The 14,259-nt window shown below is 70.2% G+C and carries 15 protein-coding genes; 3 read left to right on the top strand and 12 right to left on the bottom strand.

Annotated elements, in window-relative coordinates; all coding sequences use genetic code 11:
* The first annotated feature begins 99 nt into the window (after window positions 1-99).
* Window positions 100-777 carry a GntR family transcriptional regulator gene (locus ACIPWY_RS19465; protein ID WP_401534025.1) on the top strand — a complete coding sequence of 226 codons (678 nt, stop codon included), beginning with the start codon at window positions 100-102 and terminating at the stop codon, window positions 775-777.
* 77 nt (window positions 778-854) lie between these two features.
* Here ACIPWY_RS19465 and ACIPWY_RS19460 read toward each other — a convergent pair whose 3' ends face one another.
* The 8 genes from ACIPWY_RS19460 to ACIPWY_RS19425 all read right to left on the bottom strand — a co-directional run bounded on the left by ACIPWY_RS19460 (window position 855) and on the right by ACIPWY_RS19425 (window position 9,565).
* Window positions 855-2,312, bottom strand: a complete 1,458-nt coding sequence (locus tag ACIPWY_RS19460; protein ID WP_362902835.1) for an amidase family protein — start codon at window positions 2,310-2,312, stop codon at window positions 855-857.
* 31 nt (window positions 2,313-2,343) lie between these two features.
* Complete coding sequence (locus tag ACIPWY_RS19455; RefSeq protein WP_401534023.1) at window positions 2,344-3,672, bottom strand: purine-cytosine permease family protein; 1,329 nt, start codon at window positions 3,670-3,672, stop codon at window positions 2,344-2,346.
* 133 nt (window positions 3,673-3,805) lie between these two features.
* Complete coding sequence (locus tag ACIPWY_RS19450; RefSeq protein WP_393700769.1) at window positions 3,806-4,318, bottom strand: hypothetical protein; 513 nt, start codon at window positions 4,316-4,318, stop codon at window positions 3,806-3,808.
* 91 nt (window positions 4,319-4,409) lie between these two features.
* On the bottom strand, window positions 4,410-5,198 hold the full coding sequence (locus ACIPWY_RS19445) for an SAM-dependent methyltransferase (protein WP_401534020.1): 789 nt from the start codon (window positions 5,196-5,198) through the stop codon (window positions 4,410-4,412).
* 66 nt (window positions 5,199-5,264) lie between these two features.
* The gene (locus tag ACIPWY_RS19440; RefSeq protein ID WP_401534018.1) at window positions 5,265-6,701 is read right to left on the bottom strand and encodes a hydrolase; all 1,437 of its coding nucleotides are present in this window, start codon (window positions 6,699-6,701) and stop codon (window positions 5,265-5,267) included.
* 305 nt (window positions 6,702-7,006) lie between these two features.
* Complete coding sequence (locus ACIPWY_RS19435; RefSeq protein ID WP_393700763.1) at window positions 7,007-7,900, bottom strand: hypothetical protein; 894 nt, start codon at window positions 7,898-7,900, stop codon at window positions 7,007-7,009.
* A complete protein-coding gene (locus ACIPWY_RS19430; protein ID WP_362902824.1) occupies window positions 7,897-9,312 on the bottom strand; it encodes an AMP-binding protein in 1,416 nt (471 codons plus the stop codon). Before ACIPWY_RS19430 ends, ACIPWY_RS19435 begins: the two co-directional genes overlap by 4 nt.
* Window positions 9,313-9,415: 103 nt before the next feature.
* Window positions 9,416-9,565 (bottom strand): hypothetical protein, encoded by a 150-nt coding sequence (locus ACIPWY_RS19425; RefSeq protein ID WP_362902822.1) that lies wholly within the window; start codon window positions 9,563-9,565, stop codon window positions 9,416-9,418.
* 106 nt (window positions 9,566-9,671) lie between these two features.
* Between ACIPWY_RS19425 and ACIPWY_RS19420 the strand changes: the two genes are divergently transcribed.
* Together ACIPWY_RS19420 and ACIPWY_RS19415 are read left to right on the top strand one after the other, a co-directional pair.
* Window positions 9,672-9,866 carry a hypothetical protein gene (locus tag ACIPWY_RS19420; protein ID WP_362902820.1) on the top strand — a complete coding sequence of 65 codons (195 nt, stop codon included), beginning with the start codon at window positions 9,672-9,674 and terminating at the stop codon, window positions 9,864-9,866.
* 97 nt (window positions 9,867-9,963) lie between these two features.
* The gene (locus ACIPWY_RS19415) at window positions 9,964-10,272 is read left to right on the top strand and encodes a zinc-ribbon domain-containing protein (protein WP_362902818.1); all 309 of its coding nucleotides are present in this window, start codon (window positions 9,964-9,966) and stop codon (window positions 10,270-10,272) included.
* 4 nt (window positions 10,273-10,276) lie between these two features.
* Here the strand turns inward: ACIPWY_RS19415 and ACIPWY_RS19410 are convergent, their stop codons facing one another.
* The 4 genes from ACIPWY_RS19410 to ACIPWY_RS19395 all read right to left on the bottom strand — a co-directional run bounded on the left by ACIPWY_RS19410 (window position 10,277) and on the right by ACIPWY_RS19395 (window position 14,252).
* Entirely contained in the window at window positions 10,277-10,843 is a 567-nt protein-coding gene (locus tag ACIPWY_RS19410; protein ID WP_362902816.1) for a 2'-5' RNA ligase family protein, read from the bottom strand.
* 44 nt (window positions 10,844-10,887) lie between these two features.
* Window positions 10,888-11,523: an LAETG motif-containing sortase-dependent surface protein gene (locus tag ACIPWY_RS19405; RefSeq protein ID WP_362902814.1), complete on the bottom strand. Its 636-nt coding sequence runs from the start codon at window positions 11,521-11,523 to the stop codon at window positions 10,888-10,890.
* A 106-nt stretch (window positions 11,524-11,629) separates the two neighbouring features.
* Window positions 11,630-12,835 carry a Gfo/Idh/MocA family protein gene (locus ACIPWY_RS19400; RefSeq protein ID WP_393700755.1) on the bottom strand — a complete coding sequence of 402 codons (1,206 nt, stop codon included), beginning with the start codon at window positions 12,833-12,835 and terminating at the stop codon, window positions 11,630-11,632.
* A 73-nt stretch (window positions 12,836-12,908) separates the two neighbouring features.
* Window positions 12,909-14,252, bottom strand: a complete 1,344-nt coding sequence (locus ACIPWY_RS19395) for an ABC transporter substrate-binding protein (RefSeq protein WP_393700753.1) — start codon at window positions 14,250-14,252, stop codon at window positions 12,909-12,911.
* Between the last annotated feature and the right edge of the window lie 7 nt (window positions 14,253-14,259).

Raw genomic sequence — 14,259 nt, 5'->3', positions numbered from 1 at the left:
GTGCAACTTCCGCGCTATGGCATACCAAACAATGAGGGGAACCCCAGGGCCCCGTCAAGCGTTTGGTATACCGTAAGGGCAACTTTTCGGGGAGGACACATGACACAGGGCCAGGCCCGGGACGCCACGTCCCAGAGCGGGACGGGGTGGCTGCGCGACCAGGTCTGCGAGGGGATCCGCGACCAGATCATCGGCGGCCGGCTCAAGCCGGGCGACCGCCTCGTCGAGCGGGACGTGGCCGAGGAGTTCGGCGTCTCCCGCATCCCGGTGCGCGAGGCCATCTGCATCCTGATGAGCGAGGGGTTCCTCCAGGCCCTCTCCCCGCGGCGCATCGTCGTCAAGGAGCTGTCGCGGCAGGACGTGGCGAACCTCTTCGACCTGCGCGAGGCCCTGGAGGTCCTGGCGGCGCGCCGCGCGGCGGAGAACGCGGACGAGACTCAACTCCTGCGACTGAAGCGCCTGTTGGAGAGCGCCCGCAAGGCCACGCTCGCCGGGCGCCCCGAGCGCGTGTCGCGCGCCAACACCGCGTTCCACCACCACATCGTCGAGACGGCGGGCAACGAACTCCTCGCCGCGACCCTCGAACCCCTCGAAGGCCGGCTGCGCTGGCTGTTCCACCAGATCGACGACCCCACGTCGGTGTGGGAGGAACACCGCCGCCTGTACGAGACGATCGCCGCGGCCGACCCCGACGCGGCCGCCGCGTGCGCGCTCCGGCATGTGCGCCACTACAGGGAGGTGGCGCTGCGCCTCCTGTTCGAGGCGCCCGACACCTAGGACCTCTCGTTTGGATCACGCCGGTCTCGCGGGATCTGGCACCGCACCCTGACCCGGCCTGACCCAAACGAAAGACCCTACTGAGCCCCGAGTCCGGACGGCCGACGGTGGGCCCAGGGCGCCGCCCGCTCGAACGCGGCGGCGGCGCGCAGGACTTGGGCGTCGGCGAGGTGGCGGCCGACGATGTGCAGCCCGACCGGCAGACCGCCCCTGGTCCATCCGGCGGGCACGCTCACGGCGGGCTGGCCCGTCAGGTTGGCGGGGAACGTGAAGCCGGTCCAGGCCGTGTCGGCGACGGCGCGGCCGTCGATGCGCTCGGGTCCCTGGATGCCGATCCCGAAGGGCGGCACGGCGGCCGTGGGCGTGACGAGCAGGTCGTACGTGGACATGAGGCGCGCGGTCCGGTTGACGACCGACTTGCGGACCATGTTGGCGTCGGTGAACTCCTCGGCCGTCCAAGGGCGTTGCATCATCGCCACGAGGTGGGGCGACATCCGCTCGCCGTGCTCGTCGACGAGGCGGCGCATCCCGGTCAGATCGGTCTCGGCGGCGATGAGTGCCGCGAACGCGCCGGCCGGGTCGTCCCAGCCGGGGTCGACGGCGTCGACACGGCAGCCGAGGTCCTTCTCCAGGACGGCGACGGCCTCGCCCACGACACGCCGCACCTCCGGGTCGACGGCGAGATAGCCGAGGTCGGCGCTGTAGGCGACGCGCAGACCGGAGAGGTCGCCCTCCTCCTGCTTCACGGTCCAGTCGACGTCGCCGCACGGGATCGAGTGCCGGTCGCGCGGGTCGGGGCCGGCGAGGACGGACATCATGAGGGCGGCGTCGGCGACGGTACGGGTGAGCGGGCCGATGTGCTCCAGGGACTCCCAGCCGGAGACTCCGGGATACCGTTCGTCGCGGCAGCCGGGCCATACCGGGACCCGGCCCATCGCGGCCTTGAACCCGACGAGCCCACAGTGCGCGGCGGGCACCCGTACGGAGCCCCCTCCGTCGGAGCCGAGCGCGACCGGGCCGAGGCCCGCGGCGACGGCGGCGGCCGACCCGGCGCTCGAACCGCCGGGCGTGAGCGCGGTGTTCCAGGGGTTGCGGGTCGCGGGGAACACCGGATTGTGGCCCACGGCGCTGTAGCCGAACTCGGTGGCGTTGGTCTTGCCGAGGACGACCGCGCCCGCGGCGAGGACGCGTTCGACCACGATGTCGTCCTCGTCGGGCACGAAGTCCTCGTAGGCGACCGAGCCCGAGGTGGTGCGGATGCCCCGGGTGGTGATCAGGTCCTTCACACCGAGGGGTACGCCGGCCAGCGGGCCTGGGTCCTCGCCGCGTGCCAGGCGCTCCGCGATGCGGCGGGCCCGCTCGCGCGCCTGATCGGGGACGGGGGTGCAGAAGGCGTGCAGGGTGATGTCGAGGTCCGCCATGCGGTCGAGTACCGCGTCGACGGCCTCGACCGGCGATACGTCCAACTTCCGTATACGGGTGGCGAGTTCGGTGGCGGGCAGGCTGCAGAGTTCGTTGCGGGCGGCGCGGTCCATGGTTGTCCTCCTCCGGCGTCCGGCGTGCGGGTCAGGCGGTCCGGGTCGCGGGCGGGGCGGCGACGCGCTCCGACATCACGTACACACCGCAGGCCACAGCCATGCCGATGACCGCGTCCACGGAGCCGGGCAGCAGGTAGTGGGCCAGGGTCGCGGCGCAGGCCCCCGCCGCCCAGGCGGCGAGGGCGGACGGGCGGAACGCGCGCGGCGCCCGCCCAGCCGTGCGGCGGCGCAGGAACACCTGGTCGGCGATGAGGACGGCACCGATGGGCGGAACGAAGATGCCGAGCAGGTTCAGCCAGTCGAGGAAGAGGCTCCAGACACCGGTCAGCGCCGCCGCGAGGCCGATGACGCTGAGGACGATCGCGAGCGGGCGCATCCGCAGCGGCGTGATCGCGGACCAGCCGACGGCTCCGTTGTAGAGGCAGTGCGAGGCGACCGAGCCGAGGTTGACGAAGACGAACAGCACGGCGACGGCGGTGAGGAGCGGCCCGTGGCCGGTGAGGAGACCGAGGAATCCGCCTCCGTTGACCGCGGGGTCGACGGCGCCGCCGACGGCCACGACGAGCCCGCCGATCAGATACGAGACGCTGTTGGCGAGCGGGAACGCGCAGCCGGCGGCGGCGACGGCGGCCCTGCCGTTCCTGGCCCACCGCGTGAAGTCGGCCGTCATCGTGCCCGAGTCGGAGAATCCGGCGACGACGATGCTGGTCGCCGCGGCGAAGGACAGGGTGTGCCCCGCGCCTTCGTACGACAGGGCGGAGCCGAGCGAGGCGCCGCCCTCGCCGAGCGCGAACCAGACGGCGACACCCGCCAGGACGACGAACAGCGGCGTCGCGATCAGGCCGATCAGCGCGAGCGCCTGGATCCCGATGACGGTCAGCACGGTGTAGAGGACTCCGCCGGCCAGCGCGCCCAGCAACGGCGCCCAGCCCAGGGCCTCTTGGAGTGTGGTGCCGCTCAGGCCGATCTGGAACGAGTACCAGCCGATGACGACCGTGGAGAGGAACCCGGCCGGGACGCGGCTGCCCAGGGTGCCGAACGTGCGGGCGGCCTGGTGGGAGAAGTTCTCTCCGGTGCGGCCCGCCAGCCAGCTGAGGGCGCCGACGTAACCGAAGAGCACCAGGTTGCCCAGCAGGATCGCGGCGGCTCCTCTCGCGAGGCCGAGGTTGAAGACGATGACGCCGCCGAACACGGCGTTGCCGAGGTTCATCGGGAAGCCGAACCAGACAGCGGACACCGACAGGAGTGAGCGGCGCGCGTGCGGGGGCACGGGTTCGTGCTCGAACTCCTCGCCCAGCGGCCCGCCGTCACTGTGCGGCGGCCGGGCGGCCTTGCTCGCGGTCGTGGTGGTGGTCACGGATCCTCCCCGGATTTTTGGTATACCGTTCGTTCGCTTGGACGGTAGGTTCCGGGTGTTTCCGCCGTGGACACGACGCGTTACGGGAACGGGACGCCTGCGCCGGCGCGTTCGGGCCCGCGCGGGTTCGCGGTCAGTGCCCCGCGAGCAGCTTCACCCCCACCACGCCGGCCCCGATCACCCCGTCGACCACGGCCGCCAGGCTCGACGCGAGCAGCCCGCCGCCCATCCGGCGGCCGCCCTCGAAGCCCCAGGCGGCGAGGCCGGCGATGCCCACGCCGGCCGCGATCCACAAGGCGGTGTGCAGATCGAGGGCGCCGGTCGCGGACAGCGCGACCATCGCGAGCGGGCCCGCCGCGGACGACAGGAGAGGGCTGCTGACGAACAGCATGTGCCGCGCCTCGGCGCGCCCCGGGAATCTCTGGTGCACGACGCGGTGCGACTGCACGTCCGCCACCAGCGTGGCCAGCCACAGGCCGACCGCCGTGCCCGTCACATAGGCAGCGGCGGTCCAGTGTCCGGTGTGCGCGTTCTGCGCGAGACCCACGACCACCGCGAGCATCGTGATCGCGGCGTAGATGCGCTCCTTGAGCCGCTCGCGCAGGGTGTTGAGCAATTCCCCTTTTTTCTCCACATTCACAGCCATGCGCGAACGATAAATTGCGCGAACGACAAATGCAGCGTCCGCCGGGAGGTCGCTCCCGCCGGACGCTGCACCGGTGTCCGCTGTGATGCGCCTACGGCTTGCGCGCCACCCCGGCGTAGATTCCGCCGTTCTCCGACGGCGGTGCGTCCGCGCCCTGGAACCAGTCCGTCGCCGTCACCAGGCCCGGCTCCACGAGTTCGAGCCCCTCGAAGAAGCGGCCGACCTCGTCCCGCGAACGGAACCCGAGTTCGATCCCGCCCTTCGCGTACTCGGCCGTCACCTGCGCGGACAGCTCCGGGAAGATGTCGGACGACGCATGCGAGAGCACGAGACAACTGCCGGAGGGCAGCGCTTGCACCAAGGTGGAGACGATGTCGTACGGCTCCTGCTCGCCGGGCAGGAAGTGCATGAGCGCGATGAGCGAGAGCGCGATGGGCCGGTCGAAGTCGAGGAGCTTGCGGGCGTGGTCGAGGATCTCCCCGGGCGCGCGCACATCCCCCTGGACGTAGTCGGTCATGCCCTCCGGGCTGCTGACCAGCAGGGCCTCGGCGTGCCGCAGCACGATGGGGTCGTTGTCCGTGTAGACGACGCGGGACTCGGGGCGGATCGCCTGGACGATCTGGTGCAGGTTCGGCGCGGTCGGGATCCCGGTGCCGATGTCGAGGAACTGGTCGACACCGGTGCCGGCCAGCCATGCGACGGCGCGGTGCATGAACTCACGGTTCTGGCGCGCCCCGTCCCGTGCCTGGGGCGGCAGCTGCTCCCCCACTTCCTCGTCGACGGGGTAGTTGTCCTTGCCGCCGAGGAGATAGTCGTAGACACGGGCCGGGTGGGGCTTGCTGGTGTCTATCCGGGGGCTGGATGATGTCTCTGCCGTCATGACCATGCAGTCTGCCACAGCAACTCGCTTGTCAGTACGGGTGGTTGGCGGGCAACCTGCGGCCGGTCAGCTCACACTGAGCGACGTGTCGTCGACGACGAACGACGTCTGCAGGGTGGACCCTTCCGTGCCGGTCAGCTTCACGGTCACCGCCTGCCCCGCGTACGCGGCCAGGTCGAACGTCTTGAGCGCGTAGCCCGAGGCCGCGTCGAGGTTGGAGTACGTGCCCAGCGTGGAGAGGACCGTGCCTCCGCTGCCCAGGACCTGGACCTTGAGCGTGTCGTACGCCGTAGTGATGGTGGTCTCGGCCGTGTCGATGTGGAGGTAGAGGCTGAGGGTGGCCGCGCAGCCGGTCGGGATGTTCACCGTCTGCGACAGGGTGTCGGTGTGGGCCGAGCCGTAACCGTTCAGCCATGCCTTGTAGATGCCGGTACGGGCGGGTTCGCCGGTGTCGTCGGTGATGACGCCGCTGGAGGCGGTCCAGGTGGTGCTGCCCGACTCGAAGCCCTGGTTGGCCAGCAGTTGGGCGGCGGTGCAGGTGCCGCCGCCTCCCCCGCTGCTGCCGGTGGCTCCGGAGAGCCACTCGGTGGCGTTCAGGGCGAGCGGCGCGTTCGTGCCCGCGGGGTCGTTCCAGCCGTCGTAGAGGGTGTTGCCGGACTGGCCCGTGCCGTCGTCGATCGGGGAGCTGTCACCCCAGAACGCGACGCGGCCGCTGCCGAACGCGCTGGTGGCGAAGAAGGCACCCGTATTGCCGGAGGAGCCGGTGCGGTGGACGAGGCCCTTGACCGAGGAGTTGTCGGCCGGCTTGAGCGTGGCGGTGGTGCCGCTGCGGATGATGCTGCCGCCGACCTTGCCGAACGACCCGTTGATGACGGGGTCGGTGGCCGAGGTGATGGCCTTCGGGTTGTCGGTGCTGATGCTCAGGGTGTCGACGGAGAAGCCGAACGGGTCGGTGGAGTCGACGGAGTTGTTCGTCATGAGGTCGTTGATGACCTCGACCGCGTCGTTGCCGTCGTTGTTGCGGTCCGCGCCGGTGTGGTCGGAGATGAGGAAGAGGCCGCCGCCGTTCTGGACGAACTTCATGACGGCGGTCTTCTCCGCCGCGCTGAGCAGCACGTTCGGCTCGGGCAGCACGAACGTGTCGAAGTTCTTGAGATCCAGGGCGGACGAGGTCCCGTAGCTGATGGAGTTACCGGCCGGCAGCGTCTTGAGCGCGTAGTCGCCGGTCTTCTGGAGGCCCACGCCCCATGCGGAGAGCGCGCCCGTCCAGTCGTTCTCGGCGGACGGGGTGGCGTCCTGGCCGAGCGGGTCGGGCTGGCTGGTGCCGATGATCCAGTCGGCGTTGCCCGCCGTCTCGGCCTTGGTGTTGTCGAAGAGCACACGGTGGGGCGTCGCGGCGGTGGCCGGGGTGGCGGCCGAACCGACCGTGACACCGGCGAGAAGCATCCCGAACACGCCCGCCGCACACGCGATGCGGCGGCGGGTCCCGATGGATCTGAGCATCCGTCATACCTCCTGGAGGGGTGGGGAGAAGGCGGTGCGGGCGCCGAGTCTGCGCGCGTAGAACGTCGCCCGTGAGTGGGGTGGGCCACGCATTGTTGAACAGTACATGGCAATCCGATACCTCGACAGGCATGGCGAGACGTCGGTCCGCGTCACCACGAACCGTCGCCCCGGGTCACTGCGGACCGATACGCCGCGCGATCTCCTCGGTGTGCCGCAGGCGCGCCTGCGCGTCGTCACCGAGCGCCGCGACGACTCCGGCGACGACGGTCTCGACCACGGCGAGGGGCGTGCACGTCTGCGGTCTACGCGGCCACGGAGGCCGGCGTCGGAGCGGGCGGGCGAACGTCCGCCATGCGGCGCTCGGGTCCACGCCGCCGCAGCACCAGATGACCGACGAACGCGGCGGGCCCGAAGAAGATCTGCGCGGGCACGATCTCGGGGAGATGCCCGGTGAGCGCCTCGACCGTGACGGGTGTGAGGGTCGGCAGCAGCGCGCCGAACACGGCGACGAGACCGAGAGCGGTGGCGAGACCGGACCGCCCGTAGGCCTTGTACGCGACGGTGCTGTAGAGGGCGTACACGAGGAGGTCCCCCATACCGAGCACCGCGCCGAGGTCTCCGACGCGCAGGCCCGCGGAGGGCGCGAAGGCGTAGCCCTGCACAGCGTCGAAGAGCCGCTGCGTGATGGGCACGGCCGTGGCGAAGAACAGGTCGTACGCGGCGAGGGCGAGCGCGAACCGGGCGACGTGCCGCAGGCGGAGACCGCCCTGGGCATTGAGATTGGCGGCCCCGACCGCCATCAGCATGATGACGGTGCTGTTGATCAGCCAGTACGGGAGCGCATGGGTCGGGTCGTGTTCGGCGGTGCGCGCGGCGAACCAGTCGGCCGCGAGGAGCGCGGCGATGAGGAGCCACCGGAGCCGGGCGCTTCGGACCACGGGGCCGTAGGCGACGGCGAGGCCGCCCGCCAGGGTGAGGCCGAGGACGGGCGGCAGGAGCGCACCGGGCAGGGCCAGGTAGAGGAACGGCAGGGCGACGACGAAGCCCATCATGATGACCATGTCGTTGCCGTTGAAGGCTCCGACTGCCGGCCGCGGCAGGGTGACGAGCCGGAAGTACGCGACACCGGCGAGCGAGACGCCCACGGCGATGCCCAGCGTGACGAGGGTGAAGAACACGGACTGTGCGACGCTCACGAGGCCCTCCCGGCGAAGCTGTGCTCGACCAAGTCGCAGCGGTACCGCCGCAGTTGGTGTCCTTCGGCGTCGGTGAGGGCGACGGTCGCGTCGATGCCGGCCTCGGCAAGGCGGCCGGCGATGTCGGACGGACTGTTGTCCCCGGCGCACGCGGCGGCGAGTTCCAGCCGCAGCCGGCCGTCGGTGACGTCGGTCCGGTAGCGCATGGGCCACCGGACGCCCGGCAGGGCGTCGAGGACCTCGATGATGTCGCGCGGCATCACGGCCCCGGCGCCGGTGCTCAGCACATGGTCGGCCTTGCCGAGAATGTGCGAGGTGGCCGGGACGTTCGCCATCTCGCAGGTGAGAGGCACGTCGGGCAGGCGCCGCACGAGATCGCGGGTGTCGTAACGGAAGAGCGGCATGCACTCCCGGTACGGGAAGAACGGGGTGGCGACGATGGTGCCGAGCGCACCGGGCTCGGCCGGCTCCCCGGTCTCCAGGTCGCACACCTCGACGAGGCCGATCCCGGCGTCGATGTGCAGATGCCGCTGCGCGCAGATCGCGCCCGCGACCGGAGTCACCTCGGTCATGCCGTAACCGTCGTGGACCGGAGCGCCGAAGGTCTCCTCGGCGGCGGAGGCCAGGGCCGGCGACAGGACCTCGCTCCCCACGTTGATACGCCGCAGTCGGAAGTCGGCGGGCCCGAGGCCCCGTTCACGCGCGAGGACGACCAACTGGCCCAGATAGCTCGGGTAGGTGACCATCAGGGTCGGGGCGGGGGCGTCGGTGCCGACGGTGAGGTCGAGGGTCTCGACGGGGGGCACCAGGCCGACCATGCGGATCGCGGCCCCGGCCATGCGGGCCACCTGCATCTCCGCGTACGCGGTGCCGGTGGCGCGGGAGCTGACGTTGAACTGGACGAGGTCCGTGGTGCGTACATTGCCGCGCAGGACCTGCGAGAGAGCGACCAGAGCGGGCCACAGCCGCTCCTCGTAACGGGAGTACCAGACCTCGGCGGGGCGGCCCGTCGTGCCGGTGGTGCGCGAGGCGAGGAACGGCTCGCCGCACAGAAAGTCGCGAGACCGCTTGACGAGGTCCGTCTTCGTGGTGACGGGGACGCTGCCCATGGTGTCGACGGTCAGCGTGGCGGGGTCGACGCCCGCGGCCTCGAAGTGCTCGGCATAGAAAGGTGACTTGTCGGCCAGTCGCCTGGCGGTGCGGCGCAGGGCCTTGTTCGTCAGGTCGGCACGCAGTTGCGGGTCGGCGGCCGCGCCCCGCAGGAGTTGCTCGACATCCTCTCCCGGCGAGCCGAACTCGGCGATCGTCGCCAGGGCGTCCTCGACCAGCCGCTCGGCGGACCGTACGTCGATGGGGCGGCCGAGCACCATCGCCAGCGCCATTCGGAACTGCCGGATCCCCGCGTCGAACATGGTTCCTCCCCCGCCTCCGACACATCGCGCACCGTGAACCGTGACGCCCTGAACCAGCAAAGAGACGGGGCGGGCGGCCGTCGCCGCCCGCCCCGTCGCCGCGTCAGCTGGGGCAGTTGGTGAAGAGCACCGCCGCCAGCGAACCCATGACGTACTTGGTGTGCTTGAGCGTGGAAACGATCGCGGACATTCGTAAACCCCCTCCATCGTTCGGATGACCTTCACCGGTCGGTGAAAGCACAACGATGCTCATGGGGGCAAACTCTTCTGTCAAGAACGCAACCAACGATCCATCGTCCGCACCGAAACATGCAATCGGGCGAGATCGTCCCGCGTCCCGCCGCTGCCGCGTTCACGCGATGAGTTCCGGCGCCGCAGGCCCCGAGGCCATCGCCGAAGTGGCGCGGGCCGCCGAGCGGTTCGGGTTCGACAGCGTGTCCCTGTCCGAGCGGCCACGGCTCCCCGCCGGGACTGGCGACGACGGGCATCGTCTCGGGGACCAGGTGGCCGCGATGGCGGCGCTGACGAAGGCCCTGGACCTCGACACTTCCTGAGGGCCACTGCGCCGGACCCGCCCCGGCGTGCTCCGTTTACGATGGCGGTGTACCGCCGCTCATGTGCCGGCGGGCCGCCGGTCGGGAGGGGCCATCAATGATCATTTTCGGTACGCGGGGATATCTGTACCAGCTCGCGATGCTCACGTTCGTCTGTGGCAACTGCGGGAATCCCGCGGCGCACGCGCTGCGCAAGTACGTCACGAAGTTCACGCTGTTCTTCGTGCCGCTGTTCCCCATCTCGAGCAAGTACCGCTCGCAGTGCACGTTCTGCGGGATCGAGCACCACCTCGCCAAGGAGCAGGCGGAGGCGCTGCTCGCGCAGGCCGCCGCGCCCGCCGGTTACCCGGCTCAGGGCCAGCAGCAGCCGGGCCAGCCGCTCGGGCAGAACCCGTACCAGCAGTAGTCGTTCAGGGGCTGGCGGCGAACGGCGCCGTGAGGCGCAGCCGCCAGTCCCGGTCGGTACGGACCACGAGATCGACCCGCCAGGCCACCACACGCAGCGGAAGCAGCGGCCGCACCCGGTCCCGCACGAGCTCCGCCTCCTCGTCCGTGGCCCCCGTCGCCAGCGTGACATGCGGCTCGGGACGCTCCCCGAACCGGCCGCCGTACGGTGCGATGTGCGGCCAGCGGGCGCAGAACGCGTCGGCCACGGCCTGCAGCGCGGGCACGGGCACGGCGACGAAACGCGGCGCCGTCACGAAGTCCTTCAGATCAGTCTCGACCGCGGGCAGTGACGCCGCGAGATCGCGCACCTCTGCGTCGACCTCCGCCGTCAGCTCCGCCGCGGGCAGGAACGGGTAGAGCAGCGAGACATGGGCGGGCAGGCCCTTTCTCACCAGCGCGGGGCTGACCTCCGCCACCGCTTCGAGCAGTGGGTTCGCCATGGGCAGGGTGATGACCAGAGCGCTCCGGTCCTCCGGGGGGCGCCCCTCGCCGACGGCCGTCATGGCCACCTCACCTCCGTGCTCGGACATGCGTGCGGGGGCGGACCAGGAACGGCCCGCCCCCGCACATGTTCTCAGCCCTGAGCGGCGCTGCGGCGCTTGCGCGTCGCCCACACAAGACCGCCACCCGCGACGATCACCACGGCGGCCGCCCCGGCGATGAGCGGCGTGGCGCTGGACGAGCCCGTCTCGGCGAGGTCACCGGAGTCGGGGCTCGGCTTGGACGAGGGCACCGCGGCAGCGGAGCTCGTCGCCGTGCTGGGCTTGTCGCTCGGCGTGGGAGTCGACGTGTCGGCAGGCTTCGACGGAGTCGGAGTCGGCTTCGGCGTGTCCGACGGCTTGGGCGTGCTGCCCTCGCACACCGGGGCCGTCTTCTCCTCGTCGCGCGAATACTGGTCGCCGTCGCCGGCCTTCACGACCAGGCGGACCGTGAGCTCCTTGCTGTGCTCAGGCAGGTCCAGCTTCTTGTGGAAGTCGTTCTGGAACTTCTCGGTGGGCAGCAGGTCCTTTCCGTCCACCGTGACATTCACCGTGTTCTCGGACCGCGACCCGTAGTTGGTCAGGTCGAGGCTGACCTGCGAGCAGGTCACCTCCCACACGGGGGTGTGCGCCTGCGCCGGGCTCGCGAAGAGCCCCACGCCGAACGCACCGGCCGTGGCGGCCGCTATGAGGGCGCCCGATGCCCGCCACGTCTTCTTGTTCTCAGCCACAGAATTTTCCTCCGCGATGTTTCGCCCCGTGTGACAGTGCGCGCACCCTACTCCTGACGCACCGGGGGCTCGCAACCGCCTCCCCCTTATCCCCCGTCCCCCTGGTTCAGAGGGAGTTGGGAGCGTCCCCGAAGTCCGGGATGTCCAGGCGTGTACCCCCGCGAAGGGCCGACTCGTGGGCGACGATGCCGGGCATCGTGTAGCGGGCGGCGACCCAGGCGTTCACCGACGGCAGGGTCCTCGTGGCGACGGCGGTGACGAAGTCGTCGACGAGGAAGTGGTGGCTTCCCTCGTGACCGTTGGGCATGTGGTCGAACTCGCGGGGCAGCCGGGCGCGGTCGTGCACGGGCGCCGATCCGGAGGTGAACGCGTCCCTGAGGGCGGGTGCGATGTGCTGGAGCGAGGGGTCGTCGGCAGGCAGGGTCGGCTTGGGCTGGAGGAGCTCCGAGATGTCCTGCACGCCCTTCTTGTCCTGCCAGAAGCTGACCGTGGCCAGCTGCTCCATGCTGGCGTCCGTGCCGAAGAAGCGGAATCGCGATTCGCGGATGTGCGAGGGATAGCCGACCCGGCGGAACTCGTTCGTACGGAACGAGCCGCCGCCCGCGACCTCGAAGAGCGCCGTCGCGTTCGACAGGTCGTTGCCGAACTGGCTGACGTCCTTGTCGAAGACCCCGTCACCGCGCTCGTCGGGCACACCGATCGCGGAGACGCTCACGGCGTGGGTCTGCCAGGCGCCGAGCACGCCGCCGACGGAGTGCGTCGGGTAGAGCAGGGGCGGATAGCTGGCGGTGGCCTTCCAGTTGTCGCCGCCGCTGTACCGGTAGGCGTCGTAGAAGCCGAGGTCCATGTCGTGGACGTAGTCGCCCTCGGCGTAGAAGAGCCGCCCGAAGGCGCCGTCCGCGATCTGGTTGCGGGCGTGCACGGTCGCCGGGTTGTACTGGCTGGTCTCACCCATCATGTACGTCAGCCCCGTGTCGCGCACGGCGTCGATGATGGCGGCGATCTCGTCCTCGGTGATCGCCATGGGAACCGCCGAGTACACGTGCTTCCCGGCGCGCAGCGCCTTCAGGACGAGCGGGCCGTGGGTCCAGCGCTGGGTGAAGACCGCCACGGCGTCGACCGTGTCGGACTCCAGCATGGCGTCGAACGAAGGGAAGGTGCCGGTGAGCCGCTCGGCGGCGACGAGCTGTTCGGCGCGCTCGGGCAGCAGGTCCGTGACGTGGATGTCGCCGACACCGGGGTGGGCGCGGAACAGTTTGGCGAACTGCCCGGAGAACTGCCCGGCGCCGACGATGCCGATGGAGAACGTCATGAGGATCCCTTCACAGACTGAACTTCACTGAACTGCACTGAGCTGCACTGGACTTCCTGAACTGCACTGAACTTCACTGGGAGAGCAGGAGGTTGATCTGGCTGTTGGTGCGGTCGAGGCCGCCGACGGGCGCGTCGTTGGCGTAGATGTCCTGCATGGCGGGCCGCATCAACGCGTACACGTCCGCCGCGTAGTTGGTGATCGGGAAGGAGAAGGTCGTCTTGTCGGCGACCGGCTTGGTGAACGCCGTGACGTCGATGCCGTCCTTCTTGTACGCGGCCACAGCCGCCGCCGTGCCGTCCTTGGTCGCCGGGAACACGATCCCGTGCTCGCCGACCGTCCGCTGGCAGGCGTGGGAGGCGAGGTAGGCCACCCACTTCTCGGCACCCGGCTTGTTGCGCGCGTTCTTGGTGACGGAGTCCGCGAGGCCGTTCATCATGGTGGCGCGCTTGCCGCTCGGGCCGACGGGAGTGACGGCGGTACCGGCCTGGATGCCCTTGAACCCGTAGTACGTCTTGATCATCCACGAGCCGTTGAGCGAGGTCGCCGCCGTGCCCGAACCGAACTGCACATCGGGGCCGTTGGTCTGGGAGAAGTCCTTCTGGGGCGGCAGGTAGCCCTTCTTGGCGAGGCCGAAGTACCAGTCGATCGCGGCCTTGAACCTCTTGTCGTCGTAGTTGTAGTGGGTGCCCCAGGCCGGCTGGTCGGTATAGCGCCAGCCCATGGACGCGGCGAACGTGCTCCACTGGGTCTGGCCGTCGCCGTCTCCCGCGTCGTTCGTGGCGAGGCCGTAGACCTTGACGTGGTTCTTGTCGAAGCCCTTCTCGTCGCCGCGCACTCCGTTCCTGTCGACGGTCAGGTGCGCGATGGCCTTCTCGAAGGTGCCGCCGTCCTCGGGGTTCCACGTGAGGTTGTTCAGCTGCCCTGCGGTCAGTCCGGCCTCGCGCGCCATCTTCTTGTTGTAGAAGAGCGCGACGGTGTCCCAGTCCTTCGGTGCGCCGTAGCGGTGCCCGTCCTGGCCGACCCAGGAGGCGGCGAGCCCGGGCTGGTAGTCCGCGTCCTTGATGCTCCTCGTGTGCGGGAGCTTGTCGAGGGGCGCGAGCACTTCCAGGTCGGCGAACTGGGCGAACTTCTGGATGTGGTCGGTGAACACGTCGGGCTGGGTACCGGCGATGAAGCTCGCGGTGAGCTTGGTCCAGTAGTCGTTCCACCCCATCTGTGTGATCCGTACGTCGAGGCCCGGGTTCTCCTTCTCGAAGTCCTTGGCGCAGGCCTCGTACGCGGGCAGCTGGTTGGAGTCCCACAGCCAGTACGTCACGGTGTGCGCGGCGGAGCCGGAGGAGGTTCCCGCCGAACAGCCGGACACCAGTGAGAGGGCGAGCGCCCCCGCGAGGGCGGTGAAGGCACGCAGTCGCATCAGGTTC

The organism is Streptomyces sp. NPDC090032 (assembly GCF_044748025.1).
Lineage (GTDB): Bacteria > Actinomycetota > Actinomycetes > Streptomycetales > Streptomycetaceae > Streptomyces.
This window is presented reverse-complemented; position numbering and strand designations above follow the sequence as displayed.

Coding starts and splice junctions, on each gene's coding strand:
- ACIPWY_RS19425 (WP_362902822.1), bottom strand. CDS start 9,565: ATGAGCATCGTTGTGCTTTCACCGACCGGTGAAGGTCATCCGAACGAT.
- ACIPWY_RS19440 (WP_401534018.1), bottom strand. CDS start 6,701: ATGCTCAGATCCATCGGGACCCGCCGCCGCATCGCGTGTGCGGCGGGC.
- ACIPWY_RS19415 (WP_362902818.1), top strand. CDS start 9,964: ATGATCATTTTCGGTACGCGGGGATATCTGTACCAGCTCGCGATGCTC.
- ACIPWY_RS19465 (WP_401534025.1), top strand. CDS start 100: ATGACACAGGGCCAGGCCCGGGACGCCACGTCCCAGAGCGGGACGGGG.
- ACIPWY_RS19400 (WP_393700755.1), bottom strand. CDS start 12,835: ATGACGTTCTCCATCGGCATCGTCGGCGCCGGGCAGTTCTCCGGGCAG.
- ACIPWY_RS19460 (WP_362902835.1), bottom strand. CDS start 2,312: ATGGACCGCGCCGCCCGCAACGAACTCTGCAGCCTGCCCGCCACCGAA.
- ACIPWY_RS19420 (WP_362902820.1), top strand. CDS start 9,672: ATGAGTTCCGGCGCCGCAGGCCCCGAGGCCATCGCCGAAGTGGCGCGG.
- ACIPWY_RS19410 (WP_362902816.1), bottom strand. CDS start 10,843: ATGTCCGAGCACGGAGGTGAGGTGGCCATGACGGCCGTCGGCGAGGGG.
- ACIPWY_RS19445 (WP_401534020.1), bottom strand. CDS start 5,198: ATGACGGCAGAGACATCATCCAGCCCCCGGATAGACACCAGCAAGCCC.
- ACIPWY_RS19395 (WP_393700753.1), bottom strand. CDS start 14,252: ATGCGACTGCGTGCCTTCACCGCCCTCGCGGGGGCGCTCGCCCTCTCA.
- ACIPWY_RS19430 (WP_362902824.1), bottom strand. CDS start 9,312: ATGTTCGACGCGGGGATCCGGCAGTTCCGAATGGCGCTGGCGATGGTG.
- ACIPWY_RS19450 (WP_393700769.1), bottom strand. CDS start 4,318: ATGGCTGTGAATGTGGAGAAAAAAGGGGAATTGCTCAACACCCTGCGC.